Genomic DNA, 21,364 nt, shown 5'->3' with positions numbered 1-21,364 from the left:
AGGCTCAGCGGGTGCCGGCGATGTCGACGAGCCGCTCGGCCAGCTCGCGGCCGTGGGAGGCGGGGCCGTCGGGGCCCAGCAGCCCGCCGGAGAGGTACATCCCGTCGATGATCAGGTGGACCTGCGCGGCGAGGTCCTCACCGGCGCCCGGGGCGACCTGCTCGGCGAGGCGCTCCAGCCGGGCGTGCAGCTCGAACTTGTAGTCGGCGGCGGCGCTGCGCGCGGGGTGCTGCGGGTCGTCGTACTCGCTGCTGACGTTGGTGAACGGGCAGCCGCGGAAGCCGGCCCGGGTGACGTCGGCCTCGACGGTGTCGACGACCGACAGCAGCGCGGCCCGGGGGTCGCCCTCGAGGCGGGCGAGCTCGGCGTCGATGCGGGCCAGCACGGTGGCCGCCTTGCGGGCGAGGTAGGCGCCGACCAGGTCGTCCTTGCTCTTGAAGAGCCGGTAGACGGTCATCTTGCCCAGCCCGGTCTCGCGGACCAGCTCGTCCATCCCGACGCTGCGCGAGCTGCGGGTCGCGAAGAGCCGCTCGGCGGTGTCCAGCACGATGGCCTGCCGCTCGGCCCGGCTCCGGCGGACGGGGGCCGAGGCGTCGTCGGCGGCGAGGGGGATGGCGGCTGCGGTCACGCCGGGGATGCTGCCCGAGTGCGTGACGGAGCGGTTCGCGGCACGCCGGGGAGGGCCGACAGGTGGTTGCAGTGAGTGACGAGGTACTCCCGGGCTGACCGGGGCCCGGGGGATCGGTGGGGCGGGTGTGACCGTCCGTGGCCCCGGGGTGGCCCCGTCCCGGCCCCTGCAGGCCCCCCTTGCAGGGCCCTACCGCGGACCCGCGAGCGGTTGGGCAGGGGTGGCCCCGTCCAGGGCACCGCCCCGAGCGTGCGAGGGGTGGGGAGGACGGGGTCCTCTTTCAGGCCCTGCGAGTCCGGCGCGGATTGGCCAGCAGGCGGGCCAGGGGCGCGGTCGAGGCCTGCCGGGCCTGCGACTCGTCGGCCGGGCGCTCCTCAGAGGTCTCGGTACCTACTCGGGGCTGGTTCTGGGTGTCCTCCATGGCCCCAGCCTCCCCTGCTCGACCGGGGACGAAACAGACCCGCAACGGTGAGTTGAGTCGACATCACGGAGAGATGCGTCACTCCCGGGTGCCGTCGGGCCCGACCGCGCGCGGACCGGACACGCCGCCCGGCCCGCGCTCCGCGCTCGGGTCAGGGGGTGTCGGCGCCGTCCCCGGGCACGTCGCCGCCCTCGGCGGGCTGCTCCGGGTGCGGCGTCTGGCCACCGGCCTGCTCGCCGGGCGGGTCCCCGCCCTCGGCGGGTTCGGTGGTGTGTGCGGGCTGGTCGGGTTCGCTCACGGGACTGCCTCCTCGTTCGTCGGCTGGCCGAGCCTGTGCCCGGCGGGCAGCCGGGTCAACCGCCCTGGTCCACCGGGACGGCGGGCGGCAGCCCGGACCGCGCCGCGGCGACCGCTGCGGCGTCGGGCAGCGCGTCCCGGGCGCCGGGTCGGGTCGTCGACATCGCGGCCGCCGTGACCGCCGTCGCCACCGCCTCGGCCGGTGCCGTGCCGGCGGCGAGGGCGACCGCGAGCGCCCCGCAGAAGGCGTCGCCGGCACCGGTGGTGTCGACGGCCCGCACCGGGAGCGGAGGCTGCAGCAGCGCCGGGCCGTCGTCCGGCACCAGCAGCGCGCCGCGCCCGCCGAGGGTGACCACGACCGTGCCGCCCGTCAGGGTGCGCGCCAGCGCCGCCAGCTCGCCGGGTGTCCGGTCCCCGGGGGCCGCCTCGGCCAGCTGCACCAGCTCATGCTCGTTGGGCACCAGGACGTCGACCCGCGCGAGCAGGTCCGCCGCCAGCGGCTGCGGCGGCGCCGGGGTGAGGACGACGGTGCCCGCGGCCACCGCGGTCGCCGCCTGCACGGTCTCCAGCGGCACCTCCAGCTGCAGCAGCACCACCCGCGCGTCGCGCACCGCCGCGACGTCGACGTCCCCCGGTCGCAGCTCGGCGTTGGCGCCGGGGACGACGACGATCAGGTTCTCACCGCTCCCCTCCTCGACCGGGATGGTCGCACTGCCGGTGAGCACTCCCGGCGTCCGCGCCACGGCCGTGACGTCGACCCCTGCAGCGGTCAGCGCCGCCAGCTGGCGGTCGGCGGCCGGGTCGTCGCCGACCCGGCCGACCATCGCCACCCCGCCGCCGAGCCGCCCGGCGGCCGCCGCCTGGTTCGCGCCCTTGCCTCCGGGCGCCAGCACGGTCCCGCGGCCGACGACGGTCTCGCCGCGGCCGGGCAGGCGGTGCACGCGGACCAGCACGTCCTCGTTGAGGCTGCCGACGACGGTGACGCTCACCCGGGCAGCTCTACCAGAACCGGTCCTCAGCCGTCGGACGGCCGGCGCTGGCGCAGCGGCAGCAGGTACCAGGCCACTGCGCCGAGCACCACCACGAAGGCGCAGCAGGCGACCGCCGGCCACCGGCCGAGGACGACGTCGAGCACCAGCAGGACCGCCGCCGCGATGCCCAGGAGCAGCAGCGCCAGCCCGACGACCAGCGCGGCGTCGGCGAAGGCGACCAGCTGCTGCTTGCGCCGCTGCCGGAACAGGGTGCGGTGGAAGGAGACCGGCGCGATGAGCACCAGCGTCGCGCTCGCGGTGCTGAGCAGGGTGACCGCGTCGACCGTCGTCCCGAAGGTGCCGAGCTCCTCGAAGCGGGCGCTGAACGGCAGGGTGAGCAGGAAGACGAACAGGATCTGCACGCCGGTGATCGCCACGCGCATCTCCTGCAGCAGCTCGGCGAGGTTGCGGTCGAGCACCTCCTCGAGCGTCTGCCCGCGGGCGACCGCGGCCCCGGCCGCGTCGGTCCGTTTCCGCGCCACCCACCTGCGGTAACGCCGGGGAACCGACCCCAACCCACCCCGACACGCGCCCCGACACGGGCAGACACCGCGGGAGCAGCCATGGCACACGACGAGGACCCGGACACCATCCGCCGCGAGTTCGGCGACGCGGTCAACATGAGCCCCTCGGAGCTGCAGGAGTGGCTGGCCACCGACGAGTCGCAGTCGGTGGGGCAGAAGAAGGACGGCGACGGTGAGTCCACCGGCCACGCCGAGGGGCGCCGCATCGTCGAGCTGCTGCGGAAGAAGAAGGGCGACCTGTCCGACGACGACTACGCCCACATGCGCAAGGTGCACGGCTACGTGGCCCGCCACCTGGCGCAGCAGCCGGCCAAGGAGGACGTCGAGACCTCCAAGTGGCGCTACTCGCTGATGAACTGGGGCCACGACCCGCTGAAGGAGAACTAGTCCCCGGATGCCCGACCTGCGCCGCAACGACCTCGCCCAGTACGACCAGCTCGCCGACCAGTGGTGGGAGGCCTCCGGCGGGTTCGCGGCACTGCACTGGCTGGCCGCCTCGCGGGCCGAGCACATCCCGCCGGCGCCGGGGCCGGACGCGGTGCTGGTCGACCTGGCCTGCGGCGGGGGGCTGATGGCGCCGCACGCCGCCCGGCTCGGCTACCGCCACGTGGGCGTCGACCTCGGCGCGCAGGGCCTGCGGGTGGCCCGCGAGCACGGCGTCCTGGCCGTGCGGGGATCGGTGCTCGCCGTCCCGCTCGCCGACGGGTGCGCCGACGTCGTCGTGGCCGGCGAGATCCTCGAGCACGTCGAGGACGACGTCGGGGTGCTCGCCGAGTGCGCCCGGCTGCTGCGCCCCGGCGGCACGCTGGTCATCGACGCGCTGGCCGACACCCGGATCGGGCGCTTCCTCATGGTGACCGTGGCCGAGCGGCTGCCCGGCGGCCCGCCACCCGGCATCCACGACCCCGCCCTGTTCGTCGACCGCGCCCGCCTGCTCGCCGCCGCCGACCGGCTCGGACTGGACCTGCGGCTGGTCGGGCTGCGGCCCTCGTTCCGCGAGGCGCTGGCCTGGCGGCTGGGCCGGCGGGACACGGTGCGGATGAAGCCGGTCCGATCCACGGCCGTGGTGTTCGCCGGCTACGGAAGCCGCCGGTGAGGGCGCCGACGGAGCGGCGCGACCCATCGGCCGCCCATAGGGTCGGGGTCATGAGCGCCCGTGAGCTGCGCCGATGAGCGCCGTCCTGACCGGCGCCGGTCGCGCCCTGCCGACGACGATCGAGCAGGACGCGGTCTGGGAGGGCTTCTTCGCCGGCCACTACGCCGACGTCCGCGCAGCTCGGCGGGTGTTCGCCAGCGCCGGGGTGCGGCGCCGGCACGCGGTGGCCAACCCGCTCGACGAGGACATCAGCGGCTGGAGCACCGGCGCGCGGATGCAGCGCTACGTCCAGGAGGCGCTGCCGCTGGGCAAGCAGGCGGTGGCCGCCGCCCTCGACGACGCCGGCCTCGCGCCGGGGGACGTCGGCCTGTTCGCCGTCGCCACCTGCACCGGGTACGCCACCCCCGGCCTGGACATCCGGCTGGCCAGCGACCTCGGCATGCCGCCGGGGCTGCAGCGGCTGCTGGTCGGCCACATGGGCTGCTACGCCGCCATCCCCGGCCTCGCCGCGGTCGGTGACTACGTGGAGGCCCGGTCCCGCCCGGCCGTGCTGCTGTGCTGCGAGCTGACCAGCCTGCACGTGCAGCCGCCGGTGCGGGAGCTCGACCAGGTGGTCGCACACGCGCTGTTCTCCGACGCGGCGACGGCCGTCGTCCTGGAGCCCAGGTGGGCGGGGCGGGGGCAGCGGCGCCGGCTGGCCGGCGTGGTGGCCCGGACCGACCCCTCGACCGCCGACCACATGACCTGGGACGTCACCGACCTCGGCTTCCGCATGGGCCTGTCGCCGCGGGTGCCCGACGTGCTCTCCCGGCACGTCGGCGACGTCGTCGACGAGCTGCTGACCGGCGCCGGGCTGCGGATCGAGGACGTCGCCGGCTGGGCCGTGCACCCGGGGGGCCCGCGCATCCTCGACGTCGTCCGCGACCGGCTCGGGCTGGCCGAGGAGCAGCTGGCCGCCTCGCGCCACGTGCTGGCCGAGCACGGCAACTGCTCGTCGGCGACGGTGCTGCTCGTGCTCGAGGAGCTCGCCGACGCCGACGGCCCGGTCGTGGCGATGGCGTTCGGCCCGGGGCTCACGCTCTACGCGGCGCTGCTGCTCCCGGCCTGAGCCGGTCAGGGTGGTGACCGCGCTTCCCGGTCGGCTACCCTGCGTGAGCTAGGTCACTCTCCGGAGAGGGCAGCCCGTGGGGTCCAGTGACACTCCCGTGCGCGTGTTCCTCGTCGACGACCACGAGGTCGTCCGGCGCGGCGTCGCCGAGGTCCTGGAGGAGGATCCGGTCATCAGCGTCGTGGGCGAGGCCGGGTCGGTCGCCGAGGCCCTCGCGCGGGTGCCCGCGGTGCGGCCGGACGTCACCGTCGTCGACATGCGCCTGCCCGACGGGGACGGCGCGGAGGTCTGCCGCAAGCTGCGCGAACGGGTGCCCGGGCTGCGCTGCCTGGTCCTGACCAGCTTCCCCGACGAGGACGCCGTCGCCGCCGCGGTCGCCGCCGGCGCCTCGGGTTACGTCCTCAAGCAGGTCCGTGGCTCGGCGCTGGTGTCCGCCGTGCACACCGTCGCCGGGGGCGGGACGTTGTTCGACCGGGACACCGGGGTCCCGGCCTCGGCGGCGCGCCGCCGACCCGCCGAGCGGGACCGCCGGCTGGCCGTGCTCACCGAGCAGGAGCGCACGGTGCTGCGGCTGATCGGCGAGGGCCTGACCAACCGCCAGATCGGCGCCCGGATGGGGCTGGCCGAGAAGACGGTGAAGAACTACACCAGCCACCTGCTGGCCAAGCTGGGGCTCGAGCGGCGCACGCAGGCCGCGATCCTCGCCACCGAGCTGCGCGACCGCGGCGACTGACCCCCGGCCACTCGGGGACTCGCGCCAGGCCCCGTCCAGAGGCTCGCCGCCGGCCCCGTTCCGGGTCCCGCCCCGAGCGTGCGAGGGGTGGGGAGGACGGGGTCCTTTTCAGTCCCGGCGCGGCATCGGCACGGACCACCGGATCTGCGTGCCCTTGGGGCCGGTCGAGGTCGTCAGCCGCCCGCCGTGTCGCTCCGCGCGGTCGGCCAGGTTGGTCAGCCCGCTGCGCACGGCGACCGCGGGCAGGCCGACACCGTTGTCGGTGACGACGACGCGCACCTCGGAGTCCACCGTGACCGTGACCGTCACCCGGGTCGCCGAGGCGTGCCGCACCACGTTGGTCACCAGCTCGCGGACGACGGCGACGACGTCGGGCAGCAGCGCCGGTGGCAGGTCGTCGTCCCCGCGCAGCCGTACGTCCGGCCGCAGTCCCTGCCCCCCGGTGATGGAGCGGACGACGTCGACGATGCGGGTGCGGACGGCGTCGTGGGAGGCGTCGTCGGCCTCGTGCAGCTCGAAGATCGCGGAGCGGATGCGGGCGATGGTGCCGTCGAGCTCGTCGACCCGCTCGGCCAGCGCCGCCGCCGTCTCGGGGAGGGTCTCTTCCAGCGAGCGGCTGACCCGGTCGAGCGCCAGGCCGGTGGCGAAGATCCGCTGGACGACGTGGTCGTGCAGGTCCCGGGCGATCCGGTCCCGGTCGGCCTGCACCTGCAGCCGCCGCTCGCGCTGCTGGCTGCGGGCCAGCTCCAGCGCCACGGAGGCCTGCGCGGCGAAGGCCGAGGCCAGTTCCAGGGTGTCCGGCTCGAAGGGCTCCCGCCCGCGCCGCCGCATGGCGACGACGGTCCCCAGCGCCGGACGACCGCCCAGCGGGATCATCAGCGTGGGGCCGAAGCGCTCGGTCAGCTCGCCGAGCACTGGAGCGCGCTGACCCCCGACCGCGGCGGCGCTGACGTCGGGGACGAGCACCGGCGTGCCGGTGCGGTGCGCCGTCCCCAGCTGCGTGTCGGTCAGCGGGAGTCGCACGCCCTCGGCGTACTCGTAGGGCGCGCCGACGGCCACCCCCACGGTGAGCACGTTCTCGTCGTCCGGACTGGGCACCAGCACGCCGGCGGCGTCGGCGGAGGCGAGGCCGGCGACCTGCTCGCCGATGGAGCGCAGCACGGTGCCCGGGTCGGCGCCGGACAGCAGCGCGGTCGCGATGTCGGTGCCGGCCTGGGCCCAGGCCCGGCGGTGCTCGGCGCGCTCGACCAGCTCGGCGTTGGCGATCGCCAGGCCGCCGGCGCCCGCCAGCGCGACCGCCGTTGCCTCGTCGGCCTCGGTGAACGCGTCGACGCGCTCGGCGGTCAGGAACAGGTGGCCGAACACCGCGCCGCGCACCCGGACGGGGACCCCGAGGAAGGAGCGCATCGGCGGGTGGCCGGGTGGGAAGCCGACCGCCTCGGGGTGCGCGGTGAGGTCGGCCAGCCGCAACGGTGCCGCCCGGTCCAGCAGCAGGCCGACGACGCCGGTCCCGACGGGCAGCCGGCCGATCCTCTCCCGGGCGGCGGCGTCCATGCCGACGACGACGAAGCGCTCGAAGCGGGTGCCGGTCTCGTCGACGATGCCGAGCGCGCCGTAGGTCGCGGCGGTGGTCTCGACGGCTGCCTGCACGAGCCCGTGCACGGTGCCGTCGACCTGCTCGCTGTGTGCCGTGGTGCGGCTGCCGGGGACGGTCACCTCGGCCGTGGGCAGACCGGCCACCCCGGCGCCGGGCGGGGTCAGGGCCCGGTGGTCGGAGTGCTCCGGGGAGAGCGGCGAGGTCGCGGCGATGTGGGCCTCCGTCAGGCGCCGCGGGCCAGGCGGCGGGGCGGCTGCCGGGGGACGGCGGGGCGCAGCAGGGTCTTGCCCTGGCCGCTGACCACCACCAGGTCGGCGCCGCGGGCGGCGCTGCTCAGCGCCTCGAAGACCGGGCGCTCGAGCACGGCGGTGCGGACCCGGCCGGAGACGCCGGTCTCGGCGATGGCCCGCAGCACCTGGGCCTCCAGCCGTTCCAAGGCGACGGTGCCCGTGCGCCGGCCCGGTCGGCCCAGGCCGGTCAGCCCGTCGTCGCCCTCGTCGTCGAGGACGCAGACGGCGACCACGGTGGCCTCCCGGCGGGCGGCCTCCCGCAGCGCCCACACCAGGGCGCCCTGCGAGGCGGGCGAGCCGTCGACGTCGACGAGCAGCCAGGGGTTCTGGCGCCGCGGCAGCAGCGGGGTGAGTCGCATCGGCTCCACCCGGCGTCGGTCGTGCGCGGCGTCCGCCGACGTGTCTCCTGTCGTGGGTGCATCCGGTCGCTCCCCCTCCGGCCCGTTGCTGAACCGGTGCGCATCGTCCATGCGGCGATCGTGTACCCCCCCGTTGCGGGGCGGCAGGGACCAAGGGCCCGCGTCCACGCAGGTCAACGCGTTACTGATCCGTTCCGATTGGTGACTGGGTGTGTCACAGCGCAGAGTGATGGTCCCGACACGCGGTTCCCGACGACGACCGTCGCGTCCCGTTCGTCGTCCCGCACCACCACCGCGCGCAACCCCGCGCCCTCGACCGCGGCGGCGGTGTGCGGTGCCTGGCGCACGCTGGTCTCCACGATCAGCGATCCGCCCGGTGCCAGCCAGTCCCGCGCCTCGGCCGCGACCCGGCGCTGCAGGCCGGTGCCGTCGGGGCCGCCGTCCAGTGCGGTGCGCGGCTCGTGGTCGCGCGCCTCGGGCGGCATCAGCGCCAGGGCGGCGCTGGGTACGTAGGGCGCGTTGACCGCCAGCAGGTCGACCCGCCCCCGCAGCCCCGCCGGCAGGGCGGCGTAGAGGTCGCCCTGGTGCACCCGGCCGCCGACCCCTGCGAGGTTGCGTCGGGCGCAGCGGACGGCGGCCGGGTCGACGTCGGCGGCGTGCAGCTCGACCGGGCCGAGGGCGGTGGCCACCGCCAGGCCGACCGCGCCGGACCCGCAGCACAGGTCGACCACCAGCGGTGTCCGGGGGGCGTCCCGGAGCAGTGCGACCGCCCGCTCGACCAGCAGGGCGGTCCGCTGACGGGGCACGAAGACGCCGGGCTCCACCGCGACACGCAGGCCGCAGAACGCCGTCCAGCCGAGCACCAGCTCCAGCGGCTCGCCGGCGACCCGCCGGTCCAGCAGCGACGCGAGGTGCGCGGGGCCGGTCGCGGCCGCCAGCAGCTCGGCGGCCTCCTCCTCGGCGAAGACGCAACCCGCCGCGCGCAGCCGCGCGACCACCGGTGCGGGGTCCTGCGGAACGCCCGGGGACGGTCGCACGGGCCGCTCGCCCCCCTCCGACTCCGGCTGCCGGGAAGGGTACGGGCGGACGGGACGTGCATGAGCACCGTGCCTGCGGGGCAGGTCCGTCGTGCGTGAGCAGTGCGCGACCGCCGACAGGGGAGCCGACCATGCCGACATCCGACCCACGACCTCCCGGCGAGGACCGCTCCGGCGGGGAGCGGCCGAGCGCGCGGGGGCGCCGGGGCAGGGCCGTCGTCGCCGGCACCTTCCTCGCCGGACTGGCGATCGTGCTGGGGGTCCTGCTGCTCGTCCCGCGCTGCAGCCAGGCGGTGCAGGACAACGGGTCCGCCGCCGGCGGCCCACCGGTCGTCGAGCAGGTCGCCCCGCAGGTCGACCGGCCGTAGCCGGCCCGCTGCGGACGCGCCGGAGCCCGGCGGGCCGTCCTGAGGCGGTCGCCCGGGGCTCCGGCCGGCGGTGACGTCAGGCGGTGAAACCGATGCGGTCGATCTTGCGGTGGTAGCGGGTGCCGAGCCCGCCGCCGAGGAGCGCGCCGAGCAGGGAGACGACCGCAGCGGCGACCCCGGCGACGACCCCGGCCGTGGTGGCGGTGCTGCCGCTGACCGGGATGCTCGGCAGGTTCAGCTGCGACAGCACGTTGTACTGCGCACCCAGGACCACGCCGAGCAGGGCGAGGGCGACGACGACCACGAGGCCGATGACCCACACGGCCAGGCCCTGGCGGGCGCCGTCGAAGCGGGCCATCCGGCCGGCCACGTAGCCGCCGGCGAGGTAGGCCAGGAACAGCACCACCAGCAGGGCGATGCCGCCGGTGAGGCCGATGGCGGCGGCCTCCCGGGCCGCCTCGTCCGCGGTGTCCACCTGGGTCAGACCGAAGGCAACCCCCGCCGCCGAGAGGATCGCCAGCAGCAGCACGGCCAGGCCGTTGGCCGACAGCCAGCCGAAGAACGCGGCGCCCCACTTGATGCCGCCGTAGCGCGCGTGCTGGGCGTCGACGGCGTCCCGGGCGGCACCGCGGGTGGCGTGCGCGCCCTCCGCCGCCGCGCCGGTGGGAGCGGCCGGAGCGGTCCGGGCGTGGAGGTCGGTGCGGGTGCGGTCGGGCTCGGTCATCACGTCTCCTCGTGGACGACACAGGGCCCGGCAGCGGTGCCCGGTCGTCCCCCCGGCAAACGGGTCGTGACCGGATCGGGTGACGGACCGACCTGGGCGGACGTCGACGCGAGGGGGTAGGGAGCGGCCGGAGCTCCTCGGTCCGCGCGTGCCGACCGATGAGCGGGGACGCCGGCTGGTCGACCGGTCAGGCAGCCCGGAGGCGGAGAGCGGGTGACGAGAATCGAACTCGCACTGTCAGCTTGGGAAGCTGATGTTCTGCCATTGAACTACACCCGCGGGGTCCCGCCGAGACTACCTGAGCGCCCGGTCGGAGGGGAGCGGGGGCCGCCGGCGCGGATGACGACGGTGGTGCCGGCCGGACTGGGCGTCGCCGTGATCTCCCCGACGGCGCTCATCAGCATCGAGCCCCGGCCCCGGTCCATGCTCGGTACCCGCTCCCGCCACCGGCCGTAGTCGCGGACGGCGACCTCCACCCGGTCGCCGGCGACCTCGGCCCCGACGTCGATGACCGGCTCGGTGGGGTCCTGGGCGTGCTCGATCGCGTTCGTGGCCGCCTCGCACGCCGCCAGCACGAGGTCGTAGGCGAGGTCCTCGTCGAGGCCGGCGTCGGCGAACACCGCCCACAGCCGCCGGCGCAGCGCCGGGACGGATGACGCGGTGGCCGGGAAGCGCCAGCGCCGGCGGAGAGCGACCTGCGCGGGGGCTCCGGCGCCCGGCTGCGCGGCCGGGTCCCCCGCGGCAGGCGCGGCCGCCGACGGGGTCATCGGCGGACGCGGGCGGGGCGGCACCGAGAGTGCCACGGCGGCGGCCGTGGCCGCGGCGGCCGGGAGCTCCGCGCCGCGGTCGGCGGGCCGGGGACCGGTCGCGCGCCCGGCGGCGCGCTCCACGACGGCGCGCAGCCGTCCGATCAGCTCGGCGGACTCGAACGGCTTGGCCAGATAGTCGTCCACCCCGGCGTCGAACCCCTCCACGGCGGCCTCCTGGCCGGCGCGGGCGGTGAGCATGACCACCGGGACGTCGCGCAGGGCGGGGTCGGCCCGCAGGGCGCGCAGCAGGTCGAAGCCGTCCAGCCCGGGCATCATCACGTCGGTCACGACGACGTGGGGCCGCGCGGCTCGCACGGCGTCGAGTGCCTCCTGGCCGTTGGTCGCCGTCCGGACGGTCCACACCGGCGAGAGCAGCCGCGTCAGGTAGGCGCGCATGTCGGCGTTGTCGTCCACGACCAGGACGCTGGTGCCGGGGGTGCTGGCCGGCGTCCGCGGGCCCGTGCCGTCCGCGACGTCGTCCCACGGGGTCACCACGCCGCCGCGCGAGGAGGCGGAGGGGACGGCCGGCGCGCCGGCCGGGGCGTCGGGTTCCCCGAAGGGGACCCGGACCGTGAAGGTGCTGCCGGCGCCGGGCTCGCTGGTGGCGCTCACCTCGCCGCCGTGCAGGGCGACCAGCTCGCGCACGAGGGCCAGGCCCAGCCCGCTGCCCTCCCGGCTGCGCGCGGCGGTGCCGACGCCGCGGTGGAACCGCTCGAACAGGCGCGGCAGCTCGGCGGCGGGGATCCCGACCCCGGTGTCGCACACCTGCAGCACCAGGTCATCGCCGTCGGCCCGCAGGGTGACGTCGATGCCGCCGACGAAGGTGTACTTCACCGCGTTGGCGACCAGGTTGAGGACCACCTTCTCCCACATCCGCGGGTCGACGTACGCCGGCCGCCCCAGCGGCGGGCAGTCGACGGTGAGCCGCAGGCCGGCGCGCTCGGCCGCGGCCCGCAGCACCCCGGCCAGCTCGGCGGTGTAGGCGGCCACATCGGTCTGCACCCGCACCGCCGACGCCCGGCCGGCCTCGATGCTCACGAACTCCAGCAGGTCGTTGACCAGCCGCTGCAGGCGCTGCCCGTTGCGCAGCGCCAGGGTGAGCGACTCGCGGACGTCGCCCGGCAGCACCGGCCCGTTCTCGGCGAGCGTGTCGGCGATCGGGCCGAGCAGCAGGGTGAGCGGCGTGCGCAGCTCGTGGCTGACGTTGGCGAAGAACGCCGTCTTGGCCTGGTCCAGCTCGGCCAGCGCCTCCGCCCGGGCGCGCTCCTCGGCGTAGGCGCGCGCGTTGCGGACCGCGGCGGTGAACTGGCCGGCCAGCAGCTCGTGGAAGGAGCGGTACTCGTCGTCCAGCGCCCGGTTGGGGTTCAGGCCGACGACGAGCGCACCCACGCCGTCGCCGTCCGGGACGCCCAGGGGCAGCACGGCGGCCTCGGTGACCGGGTCGCCGAACGGCCCGCCGGTGAGGCCCAGGGCGGCCACCGCCGGAGGCAGCAGCTCGCCGGGCGAGGCGGCCACCTCCGGGAGCAGCCCGGGGTCGCAGCCGACCGTGGCCGCGCGGCGCAGCCCGGTGCCGGGGGTGTGGAGGTAGACGGCGGCGAACGGCGCGTCGAGGGGGTCGCCGGCCAGCGCGGCGGTCATCGCCGTCACCGTCGCCGTCTCGTCGACCAGCTCACCGGTCGAGGTCGCGACGTCGTGCAGGAGCCGCTGCCGGCGCTCGGCCAACACCTGCCGGGTGACCTCGGTGCACACCGCGTGCATGCCCGCGACCCGGCCGTCGTCGCCGTAGGCGGGGGCGTGGGAGACGGTGAAGTAGGTCTCCTCGCGGTAGCCGGCGCGCTCGAGGAGCAGCAGCAACTGCGGGATCCAGGACGCCTCGCGGGCGGCCATGGCGTGCTCCACCGGCTCCTGCAGCGCCGCCCAGCCCTCGGCAAGGGTCACCCGGAGGTCGTCGCCGATGGCGCCGGGGTGCTTGGTGCCGATCAGCGTCGCGTACGCGTCGTTGTAGAACTGGGTGTAGCCGGGGCCCCAGGCCAGGATCATCGGGAACCGCGACACCAGCACGGTGCGCACCGCGTGCCGCAGGCTGGCCGGCCAGCCCCCGACCGGTCCCACCGGCGTGGTGGACCAGTCGAAGACGGCCATCAGCCGGCCGTTCCCGCCGCCGTCGCGGAAGAGCTCGTCGTCCCCCGGGGCCGGGGACGGGGAGGGCCCTGCGCTCACGTGCCGGCCCACCTCCGCGTGCTGCTCCTCGGACCCCCGACGCGGCCCCGGACGCGCGTCGGTCCCGGTACCCCGGCCATGGCCGGGTACCGGGACGGAACGGTACCCCGGGGTCAGCGGCGCATCGCCGCCAGGAAGCCGGTCGCCTCCGAGCGCAGCCGCTCGGCCAGCTGGGACAGGCCGGTGACGGCGGCCCTGGCCGTCGGGTGCCGCCGTTCCTCGGCCAGCAGCTGTTCGTACAGCGGGGCGACCGTGCGGATCGCGCCGGGGGGGCGGCGCCGGTTCGAGTGGTAGCCGACGATCCCGCCGTCGGGTCCGTACGACGGCGCGACGTGGGCGAGCACCCAGTAGTGCGCGCCGTCGGAGGCCAGGTTGTCGATGTCGGCGAACAGCTCGCGGCCCTCCGCGAGGGTCTGCCACAGCAGCGCTGAGACGGCGCGGGGCTTGGCGTAGGTGACGACGCCGCGGAGGTCGGTCCTGGAGACGATCAGCTCGTCGGGGGCGAAGGTGCGTGCCTCCCCGGTGGGGCGGGTGCCACGGCTCGCCCCCGTGCCGCCGGTCGCCCCCGTGTCCCGAGCAGGGTCCTCCCGCGGGTGTGGACGCAGTCGTCCCCCTGTCCATCGGCAGGACGGCGGGGTGATCCAGTGGGCACGTCGCTCCGGGGAGCGATCGGGCCACCGGCCGGACGGGTGTCCGGCCGGTGGCCCGGTGGGAGAGCCCTCGCGTCAGACGCGGATCCCGCGGCAGGACACCGAGCAGTCGGTCGACCAGACCGTCCGCAGTCCGGCGAAGACCGCGCTCCGGACGAGTCGCAGCCCGCCGGGGCCGGTGCGCACGTCGGACGAGGAGCCGCCGCCGGCGCCCGCGGAGCCGCTGCCGGCACCGCCACCGCCGCCTGTGCCGGGCGCGCCGCCACCCGTGCCGGAACCGCCGCCGGAGCCGCCCGGCGTGCTGCCGCCGGGCGCCGTGCCGCCGGTGGGGGCGGTGTAGGTCAGCGCCGCGGTCAGCACCGAGTGCCGGCCGTCGGGGGCGAAGACGTGCACGTCGTACACGCCCGCGGCCCGGGCGGGCACCCGAACGACGACCTGGGTCGCCGACGAGCGGACCACGGTCGCCGCCGCGCTGTCCCCGATGCGGACCCGCGGGCCCGACGGCAGGGCCGCGCCGGTGATGGTCACCAGGGTGCCGCCCGCCGTGCCGACCCGGGCCGGGCTCAGCGAGGTGATCCCGAACGGACCGACCGACGGGTAGACGTTCTGGCCGCCCGGGGTCGGGCTGCCGGAGCCGCCCGAGTCGCCGGACCCGCTGGGGGTGTCCGGGGACGTCGGCGTCCGGGTGCCCGAGGGCACGTCCGGCACGACGGGCGCCGTGCGGCCGGACGGCGCATCCGGGTTGCCGGAGCGGCCGCTGCCGGCACCGCCCGACCCCGAGCCGGCCGGACCCGACCCCCCGGACCCGCTGCCGCCGGAGCCACTGGCCCCACTGCCCTCGGAGTCGCTGCCCTCGGAGTCGCTGCCCTCGGAGCCGCTGCCGCCCGAGCCGGAGCCGCCGGTCCCGGAGCCGTTCGAGCCGCTGCCACCGGAGGTGGACCGGTCCGTCCCGCCGGTCCCGGAGCTCCCCGAGCCCGGGTCGCCCGAGCCGGACCCGGAGCTCCCCGAGCCGGGGCCGGGCGAACCCGACGAGCCGGAGCCGGACGAGCCCGACGGGCCGCTGCCCGGGGTGTTCCCGCTCCCGCCCGGCGCGGGAGCCGCCGTCGTCCCGACGACCAGCGGAGCGGCGTAGGTGCGCCCGACGGCCGTGCCGTCGCGGTCGAGCTGGACGGTGAGCACGTAGCGGCCGTCGCCGAGCTCCAGGGAGGGGGAGAGGGCGAGTTCGGCCGGGCCCGCCGCGCGGCCGAGCGGGAAACGCGCCGTCCCGGTGTCGTCGGTCGCCAGCGTGGTGCCGCCGACGGTGAGCTCGGCGCCGGAGACGGCCCAGACCTCGCCCTCGTGCTCCATGCCCAGGCCCAGCGTGACGCCGTAGTCGCCTGCTGCGGCCGGGCCGGCCGCGGCCACGCGCGGGGTGACGACGCCGGCCGGCGCGGTCATCGAGGTGAAGGTGTACGAGACGGTGTCCGCGGCGCGGGCCGGCAGACGGCTCAGCGACAGCCGGCCACCGGTGACCGACCGCCCGGCGAACGCGGCCACCGGGTCGACGTCCTCGAGCAGGGCCTGGCGCAGCTGCCGCGGCGTCGCGTCCGGCATCGCCTGCCGGTAGAGCGCCACCGCGCCGGCCACCTGCGGGGAGGCGATCGACGTCCCGTTGATCAGCCGGTAGCCGCCGTCGTTCCACGTGGTGAAGACGATCGTGCCCGGCGCGAAGAGGTCGACGGAGTAGGCGCCCCATGCGGAGAAGTCGCTGCGGGTGTCGGACGCCGTCGAGGAGCCGACCGTCACGACGTTGGTCTCGGTCAGGCTGGCTGGGTAGAGCGGGGCGGCGTCCCGGTCCATGGCGTCGTTGCCGGCCGCGACCACGACGACCACGCCCTTGGACTCGGCGTAGGCGACGGCCGAGCGCAGGTTGTCGAGCGCCCACCCGCCTACGGCCCCACCCCAGGATGCGTTGACCACGTCGGCGCCGTGGTCGGCCGCGTACCGGATCGCCTCGGCGCCCAGGACGACGTCCACCCCACCGCCGCTGCCGATGACCAGCGGCATGATCGTCACGCCGGGCGCCACGCCCGCGGTGCCCAGGCCGTTGCCGGCGCGGGCGCCGACGGCACCGGCGACGCTCGCACCGTGGGTGCCGCCCGCCCCGTTGTCGACGTCGGCGCTGTTGGTCGTGAAGTTCCAGCCGTGGCAGTCGCCGGCCTTGCCGTTGCCGTCCCGGTCGGTGGGGCCGCACGGCTCGGCGGGATTGGTCCACAGCGCGCCGGCCAGGTCGGGGTGGTCGGAGTCGTAGCCGGTGTCGACGACGGCGACGACCACGCCCTCGCCCGTGCCGGCCTCCCAGCCGGTGGTGACGTCGTCGTCCGCGTCGACCCGCGCCGGCTGGTTGTAGGCGTTGGTGCCGGTGTTCTCCAGGTTCCAGCCGTACTGCGGCCAGTAGGGGTCGGCGACCGTCCCGGCAGCCACGGGGACCGCCGGCGAGTACTCGGCGTCGGCGACACCGGGCAGCGCCTCCACGTGGTGTGGCGCCAGGCCCTCGGTCGCCACCAGGGCGCGGTCGGTCCCGACCGGCTGGGCGTTGACGACGCCGTCGGCGAGGGCGACCGCTCGGACCAGGTCGGCCGGCGCGACGCCCTCGTCAGCGGTGATCACGTAGCGGGTCAGCCCGTCGCCAGGGCCGAAGTCGGAGACGACCGGCACGGCGGCGAGCGCGAGTGCGCTGTACGCCGCGGCTCCGGCGTAACCGGCGACCGAGGCGGAGACGAGCACGACTGCCAGGACGCCGCGACGCAGCGGCGCTCCTCGGGACTGGGACACGGACCCTCCACTCCACCGGGGTCACGGCCCCGGGTCAGAGCCGGCCCGGGAGGGGGCCAGCGGGAGGGGATCGGCGTGCTCGGCCGCGCGGTTGAGGGCCCGCCGGCCGGATTCGCCCGGAGTGGTGAGCAGGGACGGTCCCTAGACTCCGCCGCATGCTGCTGTCCGACCGCGACATCACGGCCGCGATCTCCGAGGGCCGCCTGGGCATCGAGCCCTATGACAAGGCGCTGGTGCAGCCCTCGAGCATCGACGTCCGGCTGGACCGCTTCTTCCGGGTCTTCAACAACGCGCGGTACACCCACATCGACCCCGCCCAGCAGCAGGACGACCTGACCACCCTGGTCGAGCCCGACGGCGACGAGCCGTTCGTGCTGCACCCGGGTGAGTTCGTGCTCGGCTCCACGCTGGAGATCGTGACCATCCCCGACGACGTGGCCGCCCGCCTGGAGGGGAAGAGCTCGCTCGGCCGGCTGGGCCTGCTCACCCACTCCACGGCCGGCTTCGTGGACCCGGGCTTCTCCGGGCACATCACCCTGGAGCTGTCCAACGTGGCCAACCTGCCGATCACGCTCTGGCCCGGCATGAAGATCGGCCAGCTCTGCCTGTTCCGGTTGACCACCCCGGCCGAGCACCCGTACGGCTCGGCCGTCTACGGCTCCCGCTACCAGGACCAGCGCGGCCCGACGCCGTCGCGGTCCTTCCGGAACTTCACCCGGGCCGAGACGCGGCGTCCGGCGCCCTGACCGCCGGCACCCGGGCGGCCACCTCGTCGTCCACGAACCGCTCCCGGGTGGCCAGCCAGCCGGTGGCCAGCAGCGCGGCGACGGCGGTGAGCGCGACGGCGAACATGCCGGCGTAGCTGCCGGTCGCGCCCAGCAGGACCCCGGCCAGCAGCGGTCCGGCGCCGGCGAGCACGTAACCCCACCCCTGGACGACGGTGGACAGGGCCGCGGTGGTCTCCGGCGTCCGGGCCCGCAGGCCGATGAGCGCGAGCACCATCGCGAAGGTGCTCATCCCGATGGCGAGCAGGGTCATCCACAGCCAGGGCACGGTCCGCGGCGCGGCCATGAGGCCCACGTAGCCGGCGACGTAGCAGGCGACGAAGACCAGCAGCAGCGGCCGCTGCAGCCGCGGGCGCACAGCGAGCGGCGGGACGACGGCGTTGAGCGGGATGACGACCACCGTGTTGACGCCGAGCAGCAGCCCGGCCGTCGCGGCGTCCAGCCCGGAGTCCCGCAGGTACTGCGCCGTCCAGCCGATGATGATGTAGGCCTGCATCGCCTGGAAGCCGAAGAAGGCCGCCAGCGCCACGGCCGTGGGGCTGCGCGCCAGCGAGCGCAGCGACACCGCGGTGTGCGCCGTCCGGGAGGCACCGGGCCGCCGTGGCACCGCCAGCCACGGCAGTGCGGCGAGCAGCGCGGGCACCGCCCACACCGCGAGCGCCCAGCGCCAGCCGGCGTCCCCGGCGGCCCGCGCGATGGGCGCGGCGGACACCGAGGCGACCGCCCCGCCGGCGGCCATGGCCGTGCTGTAGGCGCCCACGAGCAGGCCGGTGCGCGCCGGGAACCACCGCTTCACCAGGCTCGGCAGGAGCACGTTGCCCAGGGCGCCGCCGACCATGGCCAGCACGGTGCCGGCGACGAAGAGCCAGAACCCCCCGGCCGCGGCCCGCAGCACCAGGCCGGCGGCCATCGCCAGCAGTGCGCCGGCCAGCACGTGCCCGTCGCGGAAGCGGGCGGCCAGCGGCGGCCCGGCGAACCCGATGACGGCGAAGCAGATGACCGGCAGGCTGGTCACCAGCCCGGTCAGGCCGCTGGAGATGCCCAGCCCGTGCTCGAGTTCCTGCAGCACCGGGCCGACGCTGTTGACCGCCGTCCGCAGGTTCAGCCCCGTCAGCACGATCGCCGTCCCGACGAGGAGCAGTCCCCGGCGGGAGGAGGCGGGGGCGGCGGTCCGGGTCACCCGACGATGGTCCCGCCCCGGTCCGGGCCGTCCGGCGGCGGGGGCCGTCCCCCCTCCGACGACGACGGCGCGTGCCCCGGGCGGGGGTACGCGCCGTCGCGGTGGTCCGGCCCGCTCCGGGGCCCGCCGGCCCCGTCCAGGCGCTCACCGTGAGCCTGCGAACGGTGAGGAGGACGGGGTCCTTCTCCGAGTGGTGGGGGGCAGGGGGGTCCTTCTGCTACTGCGCGCCGTGCTCCGTCGCCGCCGAGCCGGTGCCGGCCACGTCGTCGGTCTCGGTCCCGACCTCCGCGCCGTGCTCGGTGCCGGGCGTGCCGACCGGGGCCAGCGAACGGAGCAGGATCTGGCTGACGTCGAGCACCTCGACGTGCTCGCCGGCCTCGCCGTTCTGCTTCTTGGTCGTCAGCGCGTCGCTGAGCATCGTGATGCAGAACGGGCACGCGGTGGAGATGACGTCCGGATCGAGGTCGAGCGCCTCCTCGGTGCGCTCCATGTTGATCCGCTTGCCGATCTTCTCCTCCATCCACATCCGGGCGCCGCCGGCGCCGCAGCAGAAGCCGCGGTCCTTGCAGCGGTGCATCTCCTGGGTGGAGAGCCCCTGGACGGACTCGAGGATCTCCCGCGGCGGTGTGTAGACCTTGTTGTGCCGGCCGAGGAAGCACGGGTCGTGGTAGGTGACCTTGCGGTCGACCGGCGTGACCGGGGTCAGCCGGCCGTCGGCCACCAGCTGGTTGAGCAGCTGGGTGTGGTGGACCACCTCGTAGTCGCCGCCGACCTGTGGGTACTCCCGGCCCAGCGAGTTGAAGCAGTGCGGGCAGGTGGTGACGATCTTGCGCATGCCCGGCACGCGGCCCTCGAAGACGCCGTTGAGCGTCTCGACGTTCTCCTGGGCGAGCATCTGGAAGACGAACTCGTTGCCCATGCGGCGGGCCGGGTCGCCCGAGCAGGTCTCGCCCGAGCCCAGGACGGCGAACTCGACACCGGCGGTGTGCAGCAGCTCCGCGACGGCCTTGGTGACCTTCTTGGCCCGGTCGTCGATGGCGCCGGCGCAGCCGACCCAGAACAGGTACTCGACGTCGAGGGGCAGTGGGCCGTCGGCCTGCCGGACCTCGAAGTCCAGGTCCTTCATCCAGTCCTCGCGGGTGCTGGCCTGGACGCCCCACGGGTTGCCGCGGTTCTCCAGGTTGCGCAGCATCACGCCGGCCTCGGAGGGGAAGTTGGACTCGATGAGCACCTGGTAACGGCGCATGTCCTCGATGTGGTCGATGTGCTCGATGTCGACCGGGCACTGCTCCACGCAGGCGCCGCAGTTGGTGCAGCTCCACAGCACGTCGGGGTCGATGACCCCGCCCTCCTCGAGGGTGCCGACGAGCGGGCGGTGGGCCTGCGCGTCGTTGGTGCCCTCGATGCGGGCGTAGCCCGAGGCCCAGACCTGCTCGTCGCTCGGCTTGAGGACGTCGTAGTCCGGTGCGGTCTCGCTCGCGGTCTTCTCACCGAGCAGGTACGGGGCCTTGGCGTACAGGTGGTCCCGCAGGTCCATCACCACCATCTTGGGGCTGAGCGGCTTGCCCGTGTTCCACGCCGGGCACTGGCTCTGGCACCGCCCGCACTCGGTGCAGGTGGTGAAGTCGAGCATCCCCTTCCAGGTGAAGTCCTCGATCTTGCCGCGGCCGAAGATCGCGTCCTCGTCGGGGTCCTCGAAGTCGATCGGCTTGCCGCCGGAGGTCATCGCCTGCAGCGGGCCGAGGGCGACGCTGCCGTCGTCGTGGCGCTTGAAGTAGATGTTCGGGAAGGCGCTGAACCGGTGCCAGGCGACGCCCATGTTCAGGGTGCGACTGAGGACCACGACCCAGACCAGCGATATGACGATCTTGACGAACGCGACGACGCTCAGCAGGTCCGGGCTGTTCGGCAGGACGGTCGCCAGCAGGCCGGAGACCGGATGCGACCAGGCCGGGGCGTCGGTGAGGTCCGAGGAGACCTTGAGCCCGCGGATCAGCAGGATGCAGACGCCGACGATCAGGACGACGGCCTCGACGAAGTAGCCGCGGCCCTCGTTGGAGCCGGCGAAACGGCTGGTGCGGCCCTGCCGGCGCGGGTGGTCCTTCTGGCGTCGGTAGATCAGGTAGAGGATCCCGAGGACCGTGCCGGTGCCGATGATGTCGGCGAAGAGGTTCCACACGCCCAGCTCGCCGACGAGCGGCAGGTGGAAGGCCGGGTTCCAGACCTCGCCGAAGGCCTCGACCAGGGTGAGGAACAGGCCGTAGAAGCCCAGGAACACGAACCAGTGGGCGACGCCGATCGACGACCACTTGAGCATCCGGGTGTGGCCGAGCGACTCCACGAGCAGCGTCTTGAGCCGCGGGCCCACCGGGCCGTTGCGGGTGCTGTCCGGCTGCCCGGTCCTGATGATGCGGACCATGGCCCGGACCGCCCGGTAGGCGAACACCACCGAGACGATCAGGAAGATGACGCTGATCGTCCCGAGGACGACCTGCAAGGGGCCCATCGAAATCCCTCCCGGACGCCCGGAGGCGTCGGTTGATCCCCCGCCCGCCACGACGGCGGGTGGACTCGCCGCCGTCGAGCGGACCACGCGTGGGCACCTGCGCCCGCGCGTGTCGGACGATAGCTGTCCGGCGCACAGGCTACTCGTCGGTAACCACATCGCTGCAGTGCGGACGGCGTGCTGTGAT

19 protein-coding genes and 1 tRNA gene are annotated in these 21,364 nt (G+C 75.5%); 6 read left to right on the top strand and 14 right to left on the bottom strand.

Features of this window, described 5'->3' with window-relative positions; translation table 11 throughout:
* Positions 1–4: 4 nt before the first annotated feature.
* The 4 genes from GOBS_RS23655 to GOBS_RS23645 form a co-directional block, all read right to left on the bottom strand.
* On the bottom strand, positions 5–628 hold the full coding sequence (locus tag GOBS_RS23655) for a TetR/AcrR family transcriptional regulator (protein ID WP_012950787.1): 624 nt from the start codon (positions 626–628) through the stop codon (positions 5–7).
* Positions 629–1,200: 572 nt separating this feature from the next.
* On the bottom strand, positions 1,201–1,347 hold the full coding sequence (locus GOBS_RS27860; RefSeq protein ID WP_012950785.1) for a hypothetical protein: 147 nt from the start codon (positions 1,345–1,347) through the stop codon (positions 1,201–1,203).
* A gap of 55 nt (positions 1,348–1,402) precedes the next feature.
* Positions 1,403–2,335: a ribokinase gene (locus GOBS_RS23650; protein WP_012950784.1), complete on the bottom strand. Its 933-nt coding sequence runs from the start codon at positions 2,333–2,335 to the stop codon at positions 1,403–1,405.
* A gap of 26 nt (positions 2,336–2,361) precedes the next feature.
* Positions 2,362–2,859, bottom strand: a complete 498-nt coding sequence (locus GOBS_RS23645; RefSeq protein WP_012950783.1) for a DUF6328 family protein — start codon at positions 2,857–2,859, stop codon at positions 2,362–2,364.
* Positions 2,860–2,940: 81 nt separating this feature from the next.
* Here GOBS_RS23645 and GOBS_RS23640 point away from each other — a divergent pair, with 81 nt between their 5' ends.
* The 4 genes from GOBS_RS23640 to GOBS_RS23625 all read left to right on the top strand — a co-directional run bounded on the left by GOBS_RS23640 (position 2,941) and on the right by GOBS_RS23625 (position 5,838).
* Positions 2,941–3,288 (top strand): DUF3140 domain-containing protein, encoded by a 348-nt coding sequence (locus GOBS_RS23640; protein ID WP_012950782.1) that lies wholly within the window; start codon positions 2,941–2,943, stop codon positions 3,286–3,288.
* A gap of 7 nt (positions 3,289–3,295) precedes the next feature.
* Positions 3,296–3,997, top strand: a complete 702-nt coding sequence (locus tag GOBS_RS23635) for a methyltransferase domain-containing protein (RefSeq protein ID WP_012950781.1) — start codon at positions 3,296–3,298, stop codon at positions 3,995–3,997.
* Positions 3,998–4,070: 73 nt separating this feature from the next.
* Positions 4,071–5,105 (top strand): type III polyketide synthase, encoded by a 1,035-nt coding sequence (locus GOBS_RS23630; protein WP_012950780.1) that lies wholly within the window; start codon positions 4,071–4,073, stop codon positions 5,103–5,105.
* A gap of 103 nt (positions 5,106–5,208) precedes the next feature.
* Positions 5,209–5,838, top strand: coding sequence for a response regulator (locus tag GOBS_RS23625; RefSeq protein WP_279432627.1), 630 nt, complete (start codon positions 5,209–5,211; stop codon positions 5,836–5,838).
* A 108-nt stretch (positions 5,839–5,946) separates the two neighbouring features.
* Here GOBS_RS23625 and GOBS_RS23620 read toward each other — a convergent pair whose 3' ends face one another.
* From GOBS_RS23620 to GOBS_RS23610, 3 genes are all read right to left on the bottom strand, one after another.
* Positions 5,947–7,578 carry a sensor histidine kinase gene (locus GOBS_RS23620; RefSeq protein WP_012950778.1) on the bottom strand — a complete coding sequence of 544 codons (1,632 nt, stop codon included), beginning with the start codon at positions 7,576–7,578 and terminating at the stop codon, positions 5,947–5,949.
* A gap of 80 nt (positions 7,579–7,658) precedes the next feature.
* Positions 7,659–8,195 (bottom strand): universal stress protein, encoded by a 537-nt coding sequence (locus GOBS_RS23615; RefSeq protein WP_081448973.1) that lies wholly within the window; start codon positions 8,193–8,195, stop codon positions 7,659–7,661.
* Between the two features lie 62 nt (positions 8,196–8,257).
* Positions 8,258–9,121, bottom strand: coding sequence for a putative protein N(5)-glutamine methyltransferase (locus tag GOBS_RS23610; RefSeq protein WP_012950776.1), 864 nt, complete (start codon positions 9,119–9,121; stop codon positions 8,258–8,260).
* 131 nt (positions 9,122–9,252) lie between these two features.
* Between GOBS_RS23610 and GOBS_RS23605 the strand changes: the two genes are divergently transcribed.
* Positions 9,253–9,489: a hypothetical protein gene (locus GOBS_RS23605; protein ID WP_012950775.1), complete on the top strand. Its 237-nt coding sequence runs from the start codon at positions 9,253–9,255 to the stop codon at positions 9,487–9,489.
* Between the two features lie 76 nt (positions 9,490–9,565).
* On the opposite strand, the gene GOBS_RS23600 is transcribed toward GOBS_RS23605, so the two are convergent.
* From GOBS_RS23600 to GOBS_RS25850, 5 genes are all read right to left on the bottom strand, one after another.
* Positions 9,566–10,213: a hypothetical protein gene (locus GOBS_RS23600; RefSeq protein ID WP_012950774.1), complete on the bottom strand. Its 648-nt coding sequence runs from the start codon at positions 10,211–10,213 to the stop codon at positions 9,566–9,568.
* A gap of 208 nt (positions 10,214–10,421) precedes the next feature.
* A tRNA-Gly gene (locus tag GOBS_RS23595) sits at positions 10,422–10,492 on the bottom strand.
* Positions 10,483–13,242 (bottom strand): ATP-binding protein, encoded by a 2,760-nt coding sequence (locus tag GOBS_RS26685; RefSeq protein WP_012950773.1) that lies wholly within the window; start codon positions 13,240–13,242, stop codon positions 10,483–10,485. Before GOBS_RS26685 ends, GOBS_RS23595 begins: the two co-directional genes overlap by 10 nt.
* A gap of 113 nt (positions 13,243–13,355) precedes the next feature.
* Positions 13,356–13,586: a hypothetical protein gene (locus GOBS_RS28365; RefSeq protein WP_208104345.1), complete on the bottom strand. Its 231-nt coding sequence runs from the start codon at positions 13,584–13,586 to the stop codon at positions 13,356–13,358.
* Positions 13,587–13,967: 381 nt separating this feature from the next.
* On the bottom strand, positions 13,968–16,706 hold the full coding sequence (locus GOBS_RS25850) for a S8 family serine peptidase (protein WP_012950772.1): 2,739 nt from the start codon (positions 16,704–16,706) through the stop codon (positions 13,968–13,970).
* Between the two features lie 155 nt (positions 16,707–16,861).
* On the opposite strand from GOBS_RS25850, the gene dcd reads away from it, so the two are divergent.
* A complete protein-coding gene (gene dcd / locus GOBS_RS23565) occupies positions 16,862–17,452 on the top strand; it encodes a dCTP deaminase (RefSeq protein WP_012950771.1) in 591 nt (196 codons plus the stop codon).
* Here the strand turns inward: dcd and GOBS_RS23560 are convergent.
* Positions 17,418–18,671, bottom strand: coding sequence for an MFS transporter (locus GOBS_RS23560; RefSeq protein WP_012950770.1), 1,254 nt, complete (start codon positions 18,669–18,671; stop codon positions 17,418–17,420). The genes dcd and GOBS_RS23560 overlap by 35 nt on opposite strands.
* A gap of 217 nt (positions 18,672–18,888) precedes the next feature.
* Positions 18,889–21,177, bottom strand: a complete 2,289-nt coding sequence (locus GOBS_RS23555; RefSeq protein WP_012950769.1) for a (Fe-S)-binding protein — start codon at positions 21,175–21,177, stop codon at positions 18,889–18,891.
* Positions 21,178–21,364: the final 187 nt, after the last annotated feature.

The sequence above is a fragment of the Geodermatophilus obscurus DSM 43160 genome, assembly GCF_000025345.1.
GTDB classification, from domain to species: Bacteria; Actinomycetota; Actinomycetes; order Mycobacteriales; family Geodermatophilaceae; genus Geodermatophilus; species Geodermatophilus obscurus.
Note: the sequence above shows the minus strand (reverse complement) of the source record. Positions and strands in the feature narration are given on the sequence as shown.

Coding starts and splice junctions, on each gene's coding strand:
- GOBS_RS23635 (WP_012950781.1), top strand. CDS start 3,296: ATGCCCGACCTGCGCCGCAACGACCTCGCCCAGTACGACCAGCTCGCC.
- GOBS_RS23600 (WP_012950774.1), bottom strand. CDS start 10,213: ATGACCGAGCCCGACCGCACCCGCACCGACCTCCACGCCCGGACCGCT.
- GOBS_RS23630 (WP_012950780.1), top strand. CDS start 4,071: ATGAGCGCCGTCCTGACCGGCGCCGGTCGCGCCCTGCCGACGACGATC.
- GOBS_RS23605 (WP_012950775.1), top strand. CDS start 9,253: ATGCCGACATCCGACCCACGACCTCCCGGCGAGGACCGCTCCGGCGGG.
- GOBS_RS23555 (WP_012950769.1), bottom strand. CDS start 21,177: ATGGGCCCCTTGCAGGTCGTCCTCGGGACGATCAGCGTCATCTTCCTG.
- GOBS_RS23640 (WP_012950782.1), top strand. CDS start 2,941: ATGGCACACGACGAGGACCCGGACACCATCCGCCGCGAGTTCGGCGAC.
- dcd (WP_012950771.1), top strand. CDS start 16,862: ATGCTGCTGTCCGACCGCGACATCACGGCCGCGATCTCCGAGGGCCGC.
- GOBS_RS23615 (WP_081448973.1), bottom strand. CDS start 8,195: ATGGACGATGCGCACCGGTTCAGCAACGGGCCGGAGGGGGAGCGACCG.